A 16119-nucleotide genomic window follows, 5' to 3' on the forward strand; every position below is an offset into this window, starting at 1 on the left:
TCCTTTATGAAAACCAGATTGGCCAACCAGGCAGTGTTCCTTTTAAGACATTTACGAATAAAAAATAGACGATTCCGGAAAACCCTGCAGATATAATGAGTGATGTTACCCACTTGCTCCGTTCCATAGTTTGAAAGCAAACAAACAAAAAGAGAAAGGTTGTAATGACATACCCAAATGTTTCTAATGTCAAAATATAAATCAATGTTGAGAGTAAAATAATGATAAAAGGCTTATACTCCAGCTTTTCCTTACTCGATTCTTGTCTCTTACTCTGATATGCCTCATAAAATAGGCGAATACTCAATGCAGCAAGAACAAGTCCCAAAACAAATGGAAAAATATCTGGCCCCACTGAACTTCCATAAGAAGAACTGGATAAATTCCTGCTCCCTATCATAAACAACACACCGACAGCCAGAAAGGCTACAGCTGCAAAGCGGTCAAATTTCATGTCCACCCTTATCCCCCCAATTCAGAAAATAAGAAGAAGGAGAAGTACCTCCTTCTTCCCCCATTATTTTTCCATTCCTAAAGCTTCTAATAATTGCTGCACTTGTTTCTCTTGTTCTTCTAAAAACTTGCCAAACTCTTCACTGTTTTTATATTCTTGCTCCCATCCTTGTGCCTCGACTTCCTTTTTCCATTCAGAGGTTTCAACTAACTTTGCAATAGATTCGTTCCAAAATGTTTTAGCTTCATCAGACATTTCCTGAGGACCAAAAACTCCCCTCCAAATGGTAAACTCAGCATCTACTCCCTGTTCCTTAGCCGTTGGTATATCTTTAAGATCTCCACCAAGGCGTTCAGTCGATGTTACGGCCAGAACTCTAATCTTCCCTGCTTTTAAAAACTCTCTTACACTAGAGGCATCCGTTCCAATTACATCTGCATTGCCTCCAAGCAATGCCGTTATCGCTTCCCCGCCACCGTCGTACGATACATATTTAAGTTCAGTAGGATTTAAACCATATTCATAGGCTGGAAGAATGGAAATCAAGTGATCCATGGAACCAGGAGCTGATCCTCCTGCAAAAGTTAGCTTGCGCGGATCTTTTTTTACTACTTCCAACACTGATTTTAAATCTTTAAATTCTGAATCCGCTTTGACTACGATAGCTCCATAATCTTTTGTCAGCTGCGCCAAAGGAGTCGTATTTTTATATCCATAAGGACTGTTGCCCTCTTTTTTAAGATTATTAATAATGACAGGGGGCGAGTTCACAAACAGCATGTCGTTATTATCAACTTGCTGTGTTGCATATTCCGCCATAAAAACAGCACCACCACCACCGGGTTTGTTTTCAACGGTTAACGGCTGGCTTACCAGTTTTGTCTCACTTAAGACCTTTGTAAATGAACGAGCTGTTAAATCCCATCCGCCACCTGCACCCGACGGAGCAACAATCGTTATGGCTTTTTTCGGATATCCAGTACTTTCTTTCTTTTCGCCTGATGTATCCGAACTACTGCATGCACCTAAACTTAGGGCTAACGAACTTGCCAATATAACCGCAGAAATCTTTTTACGAGAAAACATATGAATCCCCCTTTTGAAAGCGTTTTCTTAATTTTACAAAAATTTATACCTTTTCTTTAATTATTCACCTAAAAAACATAAATTCCATAATATCCATATTGTTCATAAAGTTTTATAGCAGGAAAAGGGGGAAAAGACTGCTCCTTCAGAGCAGTCCCAGTTTGTAGACAAAAGGGGGTCTATCTAAATTAAACAAAGTGATTGGAATGGAAGGTGCGAGACTCCTGCGGGGAAAGCGAGTGCCTTACGTTCCAATCACGGTTCGAATTTTACAAACACTTAAAAAAAACTGTAGACTGCCCATTAAGAGCAGTCCAACTAGAATAGAATTTTTGATAGATATACGACCAACGTTACCGTTATACTGCTGAATAAAGTGGACATCAAGACGGCCTGTGCCGCATACTCCGGATGGTTACCATATTCCAAAGCAAATAAAGCACTGTTTCTTGATGTTGGAAATGAGCTTGCTATAAATAATCCTTGAGCAACCGTCCCTTCCAGCCCAAGCATGAGAATGATTAGGAAGGCAATAGATGGGGAGAGTATTAAACGGCCAATCAAGCTAAGAATTAGCGGAAGCGGGAAGTGAGTTATTTTTAAGTACGCACTCTGTGCACCCAGTGTAATCAAGGCAATCGCTATGAACGCACTTGCGATATTATCAATCGGAGTCCATAAAAACAAAGGAATATTGATTGAAGTCGCCTGTAAAACGAAACCAAGTAAGAGAGCGTATATAACAGGGTTCTTCAAGAACTCACTGATCGCTCCCTTTGCACTTTTTGTATGAACGGAAACGGAATTCATCAATCCATATGTATAGGTCAGTAGATTTTGAAAGATGATAACGATGACTTGAATTGATAGCCCAAGAGGATTATTATGAAACACCAACTGGCTGACTGGCATCCCAAAATTGGCTGAGTTATTTAAGACCACACTATTTTTAAAAGTTGCAGAGAGACTTTGATCAAACTTAGCGAGTTTAGCAATCAATGTACTTACTATGATGAGACTTACAGCTTGAAGAGCAAGGAAGCCAAATATTTGTACAATCATCCCCCCTCCCATCTTGCTTTGATAAATATTAACAAAGCTAATGGCCGGCATAAGCAGGAAATTGTTCAATTTAGACAACGTGTTCATATCCAGATGGAATTTACGATGAAGAAATGCCCCCGCTCCTATTAGAAAAAAGACAGGTACAATGACATTCAATAAAATTAGAAACAAAACACTCATATTACTACCTCTCCATTTCAAAAGGAAATATCCTGTAGATTCACTTCTCTCATACATCATAATGTGGATGAACCCATAATTAAAATACGAATAAATTATCGTTGGCTATTCAAAAAAGGAATGATAAAAAAAGCACAGAAGTTTCTGTGCTTTATCTAAATATCTCTCATAAAATCGACACTCTTAACAAATTGGACAAACTCATTGACCAGCTTTAATTCTAGCGTCTTTTCATGATATAACATCCAAGTATCTCTAATAAGTGTATCTCCTTGTTCATCCTTTAAATTAATCTGATATAGATTTTGGTCTTTCTCCAGTAAGACGCTTGGAAGAATCCCATATCCTAGCCCATTCCTGACCATTTCTTTGCATGTATCACCCTTATCCACTTCCATTCCAACCAAAGGGGGTCTGGAGAAATTCCTTCTCCACCAATTATCAATCATCGATTTCAAAAGAGCGTCGGTCCCATAATCAATCCTCGGCAAAGATGGAAGGTCCTGGATATCAATTTTTTCCTTTGAAGCGATACAAATCGTTTCCTCAAAAAGATGATGCCTTGATTCCGACCATTGATAGTCCCCACGTACAATCCCAACATGGACTTCTTCGTTGTAAATGAGGTTTAGTATTTCCTTACTCCAACCCGTTGTCACATTAAAATCAACCTTAGGAAATTGTTCACGAAAAATTTTCAACAGGCCCGGCAACTTATGAAGCGTAATATAGTTGGAAACTCCCAATCGCAACGTTCCACTAATCTCCTGTCCCATGTTAAACGCAGTCTCTTTTATCTGACGGAGCCTTATCAGCATCTCATTTGCACAGTTCGCCAAGTACTCCCCTTGAGGGGTAAACTGGACACCTCTTGTTCCCCGCTCCACAATCTTCAAATTAAATTCTTTCTCGATTTGTTGAATTCGTTTTGTTAAAGAAGGTTGCGAGATATATAAACTTTGCGCGGTTTTAGTAATATTCTTTTTTTGATATAAAACCTTTAAAATATGCCAATCCCTTTCATCCATTGACTTTCCTCCGATATAACTTTCCAGTAATTGTTTTACCCAAACTGTACCACAAAAGGCTTGAAGGATATATTATTTAACAAAGTCAAAAAAAGGTCCGAGCCATGCCGGCAAGGACCTTTTTACCTTTAAGCAAATTCTCCACCCTTTTCCCTAGTGGGGGGTGGCAACATTCAAGAGGAATACGCTCATTTATTCATTTAATTGAATTCTTTCAGGACATGTATAGATATTCATGGAATCATTACGAATAAATCCGACCGTCGTAATTCCTAATCCTTCAGCTAACTCCAAAGCTAGTTCTGTTGGAGCAGATTTTGAGAGTATAAGTTCACAACCAATCTTCGCCACTTTCAATAAAATTTCCGATGAAATTCGGCCACTGAACACGATAGCCTTTCCTTCTATCGAAATACCATTTTTCAAGCAATATCCATATATTTTGTCCAGAGCATTATGTCGTCCAATATCCATCCGACTTAATACGAGGCCATCGACATCACATAACGCAGCATTGTGAACTCCACCCGTATTTTGAAACGTGACAGCAGAATTTTGCAGATCCTTCATCAAGCGGAAGCAATCATCAGGTGTAAGTTTTACTGAAATATTATCCATTTTCTTAGCAGTCAGTGCATCGTTTACAAAGACAAATCCTTGCCTGCTCATCCCACAGCAAGACGTAATATACCGCTTATTTTGAAAGTCCTGGTAGTATGGGTTCACCTTATCCGTTTTCACATGAACAAAACCTTCTTTTTCTTGCACCCAAATTTCCTTTATTTCTTCATATTTTTTGATAATTCCTTCAGAAGCCAAGTAACCAATGACCATATCTTCAATGTATTCAGGTGTACAAACCATGGTAACAAATTCTTGTCCATTTATTTTCACAGTAACAGGAAACTCCGTCACGACCGTATCTTCTATTCTCTCAATTTCTCCATTAGCTATACGGATAATGTCCCGCTTCATTTCAATTGCTTTCATGTCCCCACTCCTTTTAATGTCTAGGAGCTAATTGACCTAATATGTTAGGAACCTATATCTTCTAGAGGTTGGTCAATGCCCGTTTAGTTTTTCCGCTATTTCCTTATCAAAGACAAATACGGAAATCGCTATATTTTCTTTTACTTTTATATCTGAAAACAAATGGACTAGTTTAGCTCCAACCAGTTTTTCCATTCCTTCCGGAGGATTCACCGAGTATACATCCTGAATCATTTTAGTTCTGGCTGAATGGACCATCTCTTTTCCTTCCTCTGTGCTTGATATGAACATTTCCGTCGGAGTTAAATTACCGTATAACGTTGAGACGGCCATATTTTCAACGAAAACTGTGTGGATACGCTCCGGACCTTTTCCAAATAGTTCCTTACGAAGCTTACGAATCATATCATTGAATTCATGAATTACTTTTGACATATTACCCTCACTCCAATCCACGGGATTACACTTCTCAATTTTCTTATCATAAATCAACAAGAAAAAAAACGAAAGGAATTTGGAAATGGTAGCTCCTTTACAGGATTGTTTCTTTTTGAAATTAAAGGTATAATATCAATAATAAAAGTTGGGTACGCAATAGTGTACTGTTGTGTTTCTATCTTTTCTCAATACCCATACATAATGGTATGATTGGTATATTGGCAAGTTTTGCTATTAAACTATTCCACCATGACTTACACCACCGTTCAGAGCCGGAGGTGTAATCATGGTGGTTTTTTTCGTGTTTTCGGCTATAAAAGGGGGAAATATTATGAGCGATTCAAATATTACTATAAAAATTAATGGTTTGGACTATACAGCAAAAACCGGATCAACAATACTGGAAGTTATCAATCAAAATGAGATAGCTCATCCACAAATTTGTTATGTTCCTGAAGTAGATCCGATCCAAACATGTGATACATGTATCGTAGAAGTAAATGGGAAACTCGTCCGATCCTGCTCGACAGCGGCAGTGAGCGGCATGGATATTGCCTTAGACTCAAGCAAGGCAAAAGAAGCCCAAACCGAAGCAATGGACCGGATCCTGGAAAATCATTCTTTATACTGTACAGTATGTGATAATAATAATGGAAATTGTAAACTTCATAACACCGCAGAATTAATGGAAATTGAACATCAAAAATATCCTTACACACCGAAAGTGAAATTGGGTGACGTCGATATGTCCCATCCTTTTTACCGCTATGATGCTAATCAATGTATTGCATGCGGACAATGCGTAGAAGTCTGCCAAAACCTTCAGGTCAATGAAACGCTATCCATTGACTGGGAAGCAGATCGCCCTCGGGTAATATGGGATGAAGGAACAGATATTAACAACTCATCTTGTGTCGGTTGCGGACAGTGTGTAACCATTTGTCCTTGTAATGCATTAATGGAGAAATCAATGCTTGGTGAAGCTGGTTTCATGTCAGGTTTGAAAAACGACATGCTTGAGCCAATGATTGATCTTGTTAAAGAAGTAGAACCTGGCTACAGTGGTATTTTTGCCATTTCAGAAATTGAAGCAGCAATGCGAGACACTCGGACGAAGAAGACAAAAACAGTCTGTACGTTCTGTGGGGTAGGCTGCTCATTCGAAGTTTGGACAAAAGGCCGAAAAATCCTTAAAGTCCAACCAACTCATGAAGGCCCTGTTAATGCGATTTCCACTTGTGTTAAAGGGAAATTCGGTTGGGACTTCGTAAACTCTGAAAAACGGTTAACTAAGCCCCTAATTCGTAAAAATGGACAATTTGTTGAATCAAGCTGGGATGAAGCACTTGATTTAATTTCATCTAGATTAGGTTCAATCAAACAACAGCACGGAGGTAATTCTGTAGGTTTCATTTCTTCATCTAAGATTACGAATGAAGAAAACTATGTAATTCAAAAACTAGCACGTCAAGTTTTCGAAACGAATAACGTCGACAATTGCTCCCGTTACTGTCAATCTCCAGCAACAGATGGATTGTTCCGTACAGTCGGCATGGGTGGAGATGCTGGAACGATTAAAGATATCGCTGCTGCAGGTCTTGTCATTATCGTTGGGGCAAACCCGGCTGAAGGCCATCCTGTACTAGCAACACGCGTTAAGCGGGCACATAAGCTTCATGGTCAAAAACTGATTGTTTCAGATCTTCGTAAAAATGAAATGGCAGAGCGTTCTGATATCTTTATGAGACCAAAGCAAGGTACGGACCAAGTATGGCTAATGGCCGTTACAAAATATATAATCGATCAAGGTTGGCATGATCAAGAATTCATCAGTGAAAATGTGAACTTCTTCGACGATTATAAAGAGATACTTAAAAAATATACCTTAGAATATGCAGAACTAAACACAGGGATTTCAAAAGAAACACTAATTCAAGTAGCCGAAATGATTCGTGATGCTGACGGGACTTGTATTCTTTGGGGAATGGGTGTAACACAAAACACTGGAGGTTCCGATACTTCCGCTGCGATTTCCAACCTTTTACTAGCTACAGGAAACTACCGTCGTCCAGGGGCTGGAGCTTATCCGCTTCGCGGTCATAACAATGTACAAGGTGCTTGCGATATGGGTACACTTCCAACATGGCTTCCAGGATATCAGCATATTTCTGATGATGTAGCACGTGCTAAATTCGAAAAAGCATATGGAGTAAAAATTGATGGAAAACCAGGTATGAACAATATCGAAATGCTTCACGCTATTGAAAAAGGCGATATGAAAGCAATGTACCTTGTCGGTGAAGATATGGCACTTGTCGATTCCGATGCCAACCACGTCCATAAAGTGTTATCAAGCTTAGATTTCTTTGTTGTTCAAGATATTTTCCTTTCTAGAACAGCTCAATATGCAGACGTCGTATTACCAGGAGTACCATCTCTTGAAAAAGACGGAACGTTCACTAATACAGAACGTCGCGTACAGCGTTTATACCAAGCACTGCCTACTTTAGGAGAAGCTAAAGCAGACTGGTGGATCACCCAAGAAATTGCTAAACGTTTAGGAGCGGATTGGAACTTCAATCATCCAAGTGAAATTTATGCGGAAATGGCGAGCCTGTCTCCAATATTCAGCGGAGCGAATTATGAAGTCCTTGAAGGCTGGAACAGCTTCCTATGGGGAAGCCATGATGGAACTAGCACACCGCTTCTTTATGTGGATGGCTTCAACTTCCCTGATAAGAAAGCCCGTTTTGCTCTATCTGATTGGGTGGAGCCTGCTCAGTTCCCAGAGGAATATGATCTTCATATCAACAATGGACGTATGCTTGAACATTTCCATGAAGGAAATATGACGAATAAATCCAATGGAATTCAATCTAAAGTTCCTGATATATTCGTTGAGGTTTCTCCTGAGCTTGCAAAAGAACGTAAAGTCAATGACGGCGGACTCGTACGCTTAGTGTCACCGTTCGGAGCCGTTAAATTAAAGGTTCTTATCACAGACCGAGTACAAGCAAATGAGCTTTTTCTACCGATGAACTCAGTTGACAAAGATTCAGCCATTAATTTCCTGACAGGTCCTGTGTATGATAACCGTACAAGCACGCCTGCTTATAAACAAACGATGGTTCGCATGGAAGTATTAAGTAAATGCGGAGACACTCCATTACCGGGATCTAATCCACGGAATAAAAAACGTCATCCTCAAAATGGTGTTGAGGTAGAACGTAAGTGGGCTCGTCCAGGGTATGTTCACTTAACGGATAAATAATTAAAGGAGGGTGAAGCTCATGGCAGCTCCAATTACGGAAATCCATAACCCTATAACAGAGGAAGAAATAAAGCTACAAAAACTCGAAGAACTAAAAACGCTTGTCACCAACAATGAGGATGTGTTGAACAATATGTTTAAAATCCTCGGTGAACTTAATGAATCAGGTGTCCTTGAAGCTGCGAATTCCATGCTTCAAGGAAAAGAACAAATTGCAAAAATCGCTCTTCAACAAGTCACAAGACAACCTGTAACCAATTTAATCAATACCCTTCTGGGAGCAACAGGAGCTTTGATGAACGCTGATGCCGCACAATCTACAAAACTACTTAACAGTGCACTAGCAGGAGTCGATGAAGCCAACAAATTCCTACAGACCGATAAGAAAATTGGTGTAATGAATTTAATGAAAACATTAAATGACCCAGACATAAATCGAGCAATCGGTTTTGGCATCCATTTCCTAAAAGGAATGGGTAAGGAACTAAAAGAATAGATTTAGAACCTTTTTTACAAGTGACTATCCCTAAAAGTCAGCTTTCTCTCAACAAATAGATTAAGACTTAAAAGAAGTTCATCCTTCTGTTGAGTCTTTTTTCTATCATGTACGACGATATTGAAAACAAAAGGATGGATGAAATGCTAACACATGAAAAAGTCATGGATGCTTTGAAACATGTCGAAGATCCTGAATTGCATAAAAGTATTGTAGAGTTGAATATGGTTAGAAATATCAAAATCGACGGAACCCATATCCAGTTAGAAGTAGTCTTAACCATTCAAGGTTGTCCTTTAAAAGCGAAAATTCAGGAAGATATTGAAAACTCGCTAAAAGCCATCGGTGCTTCAACTGTGTCTTTACAATTTGGCTCGATGACTAAAGAAGAACGAGAAGCCTTGACGAAATTACTAAAAAGCAATGCAACCACTGAAACGGGGATGCCTAATATGCTTCGCCCTGATTCAGGTGTGACCTTCATTGCCGTTACAAGCGGGAAAGGAGGCGTTGGAAAATCAACTGTTACGATTAATCTCGCAGTCTCTTTAGCACGAATGGGCAAACGTGTGGGCATTTTAGATGCTGATATATATGGCTTCAGTGTCCCAGCAATGATGGCAATTACCCAAAAACCAACAATGATTGACCAAACCGTCATTCCCGTTGTCAGTCATGGTGTGAAGGTCATGTCCATGGGATTTTTTGCAGCAGATGATAATCCTGTTATGTGGCGGGGACCTATGCTTAATAAATGGATAAAAAACTTCCTTGTGAACACGCATTGGGGAGAACTGGATTACCTGCTGCTTGATTTACCTCCTGGAACTGGAGACGTAGCCATCGACGTAGCGGCAATGATCCCTCAAGCTAAGGAAATCGTTGTAACCACTCCACATAACGTCGCCTCTTTTGTCGCTTCAAGAGCAGGTGCAATGGCCAAACATACTAAACATGAAATCTTGGGTGTCATCGAAAACATGGCATATTTTGAAGAACAGGACGGATCGAGGAATTACCTGTTTGGAAAAGGTGGCGGGGCCATTTTGGCACAACGACTTGAAACTGAAGTAATTTCTACCATCCCATTCTCAAACCGCAAAGAAAATAACGACGCCTCTGTCTTTGATGAAGAATCGTACGTTGGAGAAACCTTCACATCTTTAGCAGAAGATATTATCAATCAAGCATAATTGAACAGAGGTTGACTCTTAAGAGTCGTCCTCTTTTTTTACTCATTAAAAGACAAGCTGTATACTCTCCCCTTATTCGCCCCCCTACTTGTTAGATTCAATGATTGCAATATTCTCGTAGCACTAGCAGAAGATGAAACAAGTAAAAACTCCCTCAATTGACGATTGATTTATAGTCGAGAGTTATAGCGGATACACTTCCGGAACTTGTTAATGGAATGAATAAGACGAGAATTTACTCAATTTTGCCGATATAGAGCGGCAAATCCTTGCGAGGGGCAGGTCCTCTCCTTTGTCTATTAAACCTTGCACAGGAGCAGGAGCACCTGGAAGAATTCGGAATAAAACTTTCCAAATAGTTTGCCTGTAAAATCCGGTTTCTGTTCTAACCCCGATTGTAAGAATGAGGAATTATCAACTTTACGCTATTTCTCAAGAGTGTATTTTTAATAATGGACCCTTTATTTGCGTTACCGTTTGTTCAAAAGAAGTAATTATCTTATAAAAATTCGACCTATATGGAATTTAATTCGATAGTTATTCCTTTTTATATCACATATAATAAAACGAAAAAGAGCAATTAGCTCATATTTGCTCTTTCCATAAAAATATAGCCATATTTAGTCAGTAAGGAGATAAAAATATGAATGTTGTACATATTTGTTTTGGTGATTCTGCTTATGGGAGTTTAAAAAACATTTTTCAAAAAAGTAATGAACACCAAAACCAACAAATTATTTGTATTAATGAAGATTTTTCAATAGGTCCTATTTATAAATTAGAATCTATTGAAGGGCTACACGAAAGAAAACAATGGCTGAAAGAAGTGTTAACAAAAACAGGACCAACCTCAGATACAGACTACTTAGATTGGATTGAAACAATCCTTAAAAGTAATTCACGAATCGCAATTGAAGTTCCGAGTAATAGCAGAGTAATCTTATGGCATGGTGACAATACTTCTGATGAAATCGGTTTAAGATTTGTATTATTTTTACTTCAAAATAAACATATTCAATTTGAAGAGGTCGATGTTACAGAGTACAGCCACCATATAGAATACAAAGTACGTGACTTACAGGACAAAGAAATTTCATATGTGATAAGAAGTTTAGGTGAAATGCCTCCAAAACTGATTTCAGATGCTCTACAAATGAAAAAAAGCATGTCTCATATAAAAATTAAAGATTTAATAAGTGACTGGAAAAAATGGTCTCAAACGAAAGACGTATTAAGAATATTATTAGATGGAAAACTAGTAGCTGTATCTGAAGATTATTATGATGGATCTATCTTAAAAAATATTTCAAATGAATATCAAAGTGCAGCCCGAGTTGTTGGAGAAGTAATGGGGGAAAGTAACCAATGTATTGGTGATACGTATTTAGCTTTCCGAATATACCAATTGATTCAGCAACAAAAATTAAGTTATCAAGGAAATCTGGGATCTTTAGGAAAATTGAAGATTCGATTATCTTAAATAGTAGAACTTAAAGAAGATGACCCCTGTTAAATACAGGGAATCATCTTCTTTGTGCTGTATGCTTATAGATTGTTGTTATTCGTTCTGGCTTCGATTAACATTCTAGTAAAGCATTAGGCGGTATGTGTTTAATATTGCTGAAAAAACTAAGTTCAAGATAAGAATCTTTTGTTAATTTGTATTTGTCCCTCCGCCATTCAATCCTTCTTTAATCAGCTCGTTGACTTTACTGTTCCAGAGCATTCCCACGTGGTCTACACCGCTAATTTGAACGTTTTTCGCTCCCTGAAGTATTGAAAGCGAAGTGGGTACAACATAGTCGTTGGTACTGTAAATCGAAGTATAACGGATTTTACGGGTAGGATCTGTACCTACGGGAGCTTTCGATGTTACAAATTTGTTTGGAGAACCCAACGTTACCACATCGTTTACCTTGCTTCCGCCGCCATTGAGGAGAATATAAGTCAGGGTATTGATGCCTCCCGCGCTGTGTCCAATAATATCAACCTTACTCTTTCCTGTTTTCTTTAACACTTCATCTACATAAGGAGCTAGCTGTCTTGCATTATTCAAGCTATTACCCGATTTATCCACCATTTCGATGGCATACAGTTCATTATCGGACCAGCCTTGTGCTTTCAGGTAGTTCTTAATGCTGTTAAAGTTTCCGCTATTACCGCCGGCTCCGTGAATGAAGATAACTGGATCATGGCTGTTTGTCTGTGCTTTGGAATCAGAAGGCTGAATAGTAACAACAGAAAAAATAATGGCCATGCATGCAATTATTGAAAGTAGCAATCTCTTATTTTTCATTATTTCCCTCCTATGTGTTTGTCTGCTTTTTTGTTACGTTAATTGTCATACATTTTGGAGGGTGAAACAACCGGCAACTTTTTGTAACACTGGTTACTGCTGGTATTTAACTGGTAAATAAGAGAAAAACTACTTCGCCTATGGCCCTGTAAAATACAGAAATCATCTTTTTTGTGCCGCCTAGTCCTTTTTTCAAATAACCTTTACAAAGGGGACACTTCATTTAAATTTATCCTTTATACTTTTGAACAAATGGTAATATTTTCTATTATTATTTATATGCAAATAAGGGTAACAGCCCTAATTGACCATTGTTTTCTTTCTTCTTGTAGCGTCAGGAAAATGCGGATTTACAACGTTAAGGAAATGCCAATATAAAAAGCCCAATTTCTCAGCATTAAAATTGAGGAATTGGGCTTTTTTCGTTACTTGTGCCTACTTTACACTCTTACTTGTAAGAGAATAACTTTAATGGTCCTTTTAATTTTCATCATTTACGGATTCCAATGTTTATTAATAATATGGATGAATGATTTAGAATCATTGCACTTTGTACATTAAATAAATTTGATTTGCAATATAATCTGAACTAAAATGAAGCCCCTTCGTTATCCACCACATGATGATGCCTACCAATGAAGCTGTTTTAATATCAACCGCGACATAGTCAGCAGGTAAATCCTTTTTGGTATTCTTTCTTCTTGTTTCTACTAGTTGCTTTAAAAATAAAAACAATTGCTCCTCAAATTGATTCATTTTAAATATAATAAGTAAATAATTTCGATGGATATATAAATAATCAAGAAATTGTGTTAGCTTTTGTTTTTCTGATAAATCTTTTGCATGTATTAAATCAACAATTTTATTAGAAAGCTCATTTGAAATCTCGTTGGTGATTTGCGTTAGTAAATCTTGAATATCTTGATAATGTAAGTAAAATGTTGTCCGATTTAATTCTGCTTTGGCTGCGACTTTCTGAACCGTTAAGTTTGAAATGGCGGGGTCCTCACATAAAAGAGAAAAGACGGCATTTTTAAACATTTCTCTTGAACGAATTGTACGAGGATCTTCTTTTTTAGGTGTAGACATTTTTAACCCCCTTATAGATTTTCCTTTTACTTTCTCAACATCATATATGTTTTATGTCGAGTAGTGAACATTTTTAAAAAAACTGTTCATGGTCAAAGAATATATATCTTGTTACTATTGATTTTATCGACACGGTGTCGATAATTCAAGTCTAGAATAAAGTAGTTTATGAATGCAGAAGGAAATAGCGGAAAAAAATAAAAAAATCTTATTAATGGTCCTGATTGCTGGCTGTTTTTTATCAACATTAAATCAAACACTATTAAATGTAGCAATGAGTAATTTTATGGAGGTATTTCATGTTACGGCTGCAACTGTACAATGGCTATCAACAGGCTTTATGCTCGTAAACGGTATTTTAGTGCCGATTACTGCGTTTTTAATGAAACGTTTTACAACAAGGCAGCTGTTTATTAGCTCGATGTTCTTTTTGTTCATGGGGACTGTGCTATGTGCCTGTGCCATGAACTTTAGCATTCTGTTAACAGGAAGAATGATTCAAGCAATTGGGGCAGGAATTATTATGCCACTAATGATGACGGTTATTTTGTATTTATACCCTAGTGAAAAGCGTGGAAGTATTATGGGAACTATCGGCTTTGCCATAATTTTTGCCCCAGCCATCGCTCCAACAATATCTGGCTTTATCATTGAATATGTATCATGGAGATGGCTATTTATTGGATTAGCTCCAATAGTATTAATCGTCATTATTCTGGCTTTTAAATATTTAATGAATGTTGCAGACACAACAAAAGCAAAATTAGATATCGTAAGTGTCATTTTATCAACGATTGGCTTTGGTTGTATTTTATTTGGATTTAGTAGTGCAGGAAGCAAAGGATGGGCACATCCAGTTGTTATTACAACAATCATCATCGGAATAATCGTTACAACTCTATTCTGTTTACGTCAAATAAAGTCTAACGATCCATTATTAAATTTATCCGTATTTAAGTATAAAATTTTCACTCTTACATCAGTCATTAACATACTCATTACGATGATTATGTATGCCGATCTAATTCTTTTACCAATTTACTTGCAAAATGGACGAGGTTTTACCGCATTTGAATCAGGTCTACTTCTATTACCTGGAGCCGTGATTAATGCCTTCTTATCACCTATCACAGGTAAAATGTATGATAAATACGGGGCGAAGCCACTCTTTATTACAGGTTTAGTATTTATCATTATTTCGATGTGGGGTGCAATTGATTTGACCGAATCCACAACTTATATGTATTTAATGGTTCGTACCATTATTTTACGAATTGGATTAAGTTTCATTTCGATGCCTTTAAATACAGCAGGGTTGAATGCTTTACCCAGAGAATTGGGTTCACATGGTTCAGCAGTAAATAATACCATTCGCCAATTAGCAGGTGCTATAGGAACAGCAGTTATCATCACAGTGTATACAATTCAAGCAACTTCGCATGCTTCTCAGTTATCCATTGAAAATGGAGACATTTCAGCTATACAACTAGCGAAATTATCTTCTATCTTCAGCTCAAGTGACGCCTATGTATTTATGTTATTCGTATCTTTTGTAGCATTAATTTTTGCATGTTTAATGCCTAAAAAAGTAGCCATTCAAAAATACGAAAGTGAATCACATAACTAAAACAGTCAACATTATTATTTAGTGTATTTAAAATGAAAGCATATCTGAGAAATCTCAGATATGCTTTGTTATTTTTTAGATATTACAATTCCATATAATTCATCTCGGAGTAGGTAATTTTAATGGTGACTTTTTACATCATATATCTACTTTAGGATGGGATCATATTAATTTACGGAATTAATTCAGAGAAAATGATCACCCTAGATTCTTTAAAGACCATTAAAACTTTCTTAATGTTGTAAATCCGCATTTTCCTGACGCTATCCTAATAAGTGTTGCTTTATTATAAATGATCAATCTTTATTTTAAATAATCTAACTTTGTTTTAAATGATCAATCTTTTTTATAAAACCACAATAAGTGAGTTAACGTTAACTTTGTGGAAGCATATTATTGCACAACAAAAAAGGAAGCATAACCCTGCATTTTATGAAAAGTTACGCTTCCTGTTATATAAAAATAAAAAACCACCAATATATGTATTGGTGGAGACGGTGGGAGTCGAACCCACGTCCAGACATAACGGCACTTAAGCTTCTACGAGTGTAGTCGATATATTCGCATTTCGCGAACTCATTAGCCTATCGACAGGCGGCAGAGCAGCTAGTCTGATTGGTCTCTTCCTTCATCCTCAGACGGTGGATTCCGGCGTATCCCACTTAGAGTGAGTCCCTTACCCTACCACGTGGGCCATGGAGGGAGGAACAGCTATCGACTGTTGTTACGCAGCGAAAGCTAGGTTGTTGTTTTGTTTGCCAGTTATAGGCGTTGACGTTTTAACGAGGCCGATCCCCTCGACTCGCAACTTAAGCTCGAACTATCCCTGTCGAATCCGTAACGTCCCCATGATTAAAATGGAGCGTACGAGAAAAGAATAGTCAGCAAGTTGTGCTGATATTCAGT

General features: G+C 37.7%; 13 protein-coding genes and 1 other RNA gene. 5 read left to right on the forward strand and 9 right to left on the reverse strand.

The annotated features are described in order from the left end of the window. Positions 1 to 4: 4 nt before the first annotated feature. The 6 genes from RE409_RS25725 to RE409_RS25750 form a co-directional block, all read right to left on the reverse strand. On the reverse strand, positions 5 to 454 hold the full coding sequence (locus tag RE409_RS25725) for a tripartite tricarboxylate transporter TctB family protein (protein ID WP_207196452.1): 450 nt from the start codon (positions 452 to 454) through the stop codon (positions 5 to 7). A gap of 63 nt (positions 455 to 517) precedes the next feature. Then, the gene (locus RE409_RS25730; RefSeq protein ID WP_201187288.1) at positions 518 to 1540 is read right to left on the reverse strand and encodes a Bug family tripartite tricarboxylate transporter substrate binding protein; all 1023 of its coding nucleotides are present in this window, start codon (positions 1538 to 1540) and stop codon (positions 518 to 520) included. A 318-nt stretch (positions 1541 to 1858) separates the two neighbouring features. Continuing rightward, entirely contained in the window at positions 1859 to 2785 is a 927-nt protein-coding gene (locus tag RE409_RS25735) for an AEC family transporter (protein ID WP_056524565.1), read from the reverse strand. 155 nt (positions 2786 to 2940) lie between these two features. Further along, positions 2941 to 3813, reverse strand: coding sequence for a LysR family transcriptional regulator (locus tag RE409_RS25740; RefSeq protein ID WP_201222680.1), 873 nt, complete (start codon positions 3811 to 3813; stop codon positions 2941 to 2943). Between the two features lie 192 nt (positions 3814 to 4005). After that, entirely contained in the window at positions 4006 to 4803 is a 798-nt protein-coding gene (gene fdhD, locus RE409_RS25745) for a formate dehydrogenase accessory sulfurtransferase FdhD (protein WP_201187292.1), read from the reverse strand. A 72-nt stretch (positions 4804 to 4875) separates the two neighbouring features. Next, entirely contained in the window at positions 4876 to 5238 is a 363-nt protein-coding gene (locus RE409_RS25750; RefSeq protein ID WP_053348632.1) for a Na-translocating system protein MpsC family protein, read from the reverse strand. Positions 5239 to 5572: 334 nt separating this feature from the next. Between RE409_RS25750 and fdhF the strand changes: the two genes are divergently transcribed. The 4 genes from fdhF to RE409_RS25770 all read left to right on the forward strand — a co-directional run bounded on the left by fdhF (position 5573) and on the right by RE409_RS25770 (position 11681). Then, complete coding sequence (gene fdhF / locus RE409_RS25755) at positions 5573 to 8512, forward strand: formate dehydrogenase subunit alpha (RefSeq protein WP_309558271.1); 2940 nt, start codon at positions 5573 to 5575, stop codon at positions 8510 to 8512. Between the two features lie 19 nt (positions 8513 to 8531). Then, a complete protein-coding gene (locus tag RE409_RS25760; RefSeq protein ID WP_309558272.1) occupies positions 8532 to 9008 on the forward strand; it encodes a helical membrane plugin domain-containing protein in 477 nt (158 codons plus the stop codon). Between the two features lie 143 nt (positions 9009 to 9151). Continuing rightward, a complete protein-coding gene (locus RE409_RS25765; RefSeq protein WP_201188118.1) occupies positions 9152 to 10201 on the forward strand; it encodes a P-loop NTPase in 1050 nt (349 codons plus the stop codon). A 643-nt stretch (positions 10202 to 10844) separates the two neighbouring features. Beyond that, positions 10845 to 11681 (forward strand): DUF1835 domain-containing protein, encoded by an 837-nt coding sequence (locus RE409_RS25770; protein ID WP_309558273.1) that lies wholly within the window; start codon positions 10845 to 10847, stop codon positions 11679 to 11681. 174 nt (positions 11682 to 11855) lie between these two features. Here the strand turns inward: RE409_RS25770 and RE409_RS25775 are convergent, their stop codons facing one another. Both RE409_RS25775 and RE409_RS25780 read right to left on the reverse strand, forming a co-directional pair. Then, positions 11856 to 12497 carry an esterase/lipase family protein gene (locus RE409_RS25775; protein WP_201187299.1) on the reverse strand — a complete coding sequence of 214 codons (642 nt, stop codon included), beginning with the start codon at positions 12495 to 12497 and terminating at the stop codon, positions 11856 to 11858. 540 nt (positions 12498 to 13037) lie between these two features. After that, positions 13038 to 13586: a TetR/AcrR family transcriptional regulator gene (locus RE409_RS25780; protein ID WP_201222673.1), complete on the reverse strand. Its 549-nt coding sequence runs from the start codon at positions 13584 to 13586 to the stop codon at positions 13038 to 13040. A 172-nt stretch (positions 13587 to 13758) separates the two neighbouring features. Here RE409_RS25780 and RE409_RS25785 point away from each other — a divergent pair, with 172 nt between their 5' ends. Then, positions 13759 to 15213, forward strand: coding sequence for a DHA2 family efflux MFS transporter permease subunit (locus RE409_RS25785; RefSeq protein WP_201250267.1), 1455 nt, complete (start codon positions 13759 to 13761; stop codon positions 15211 to 15213). Positions 15214 to 15699: 486 nt separating this feature from the next. On the opposite strand, the gene ssrA is transcribed toward RE409_RS25785, so the two are convergent. Beyond that, positions 15700 to 16061: a transfer-messenger RNA gene (gene ssrA / locus RE409_RS25790) on the reverse strand. Positions 16062 to 16119: the final 58 nt, after the last annotated feature.

This window comes from Peribacillus sp. R9-11, assembly GCF_031345095.1.
Classification (GTDB): domain Bacteria; phylum Bacillota; class Bacilli; order Bacillales; family DSM-1321; genus Peribacillus; species Peribacillus butanolivorans.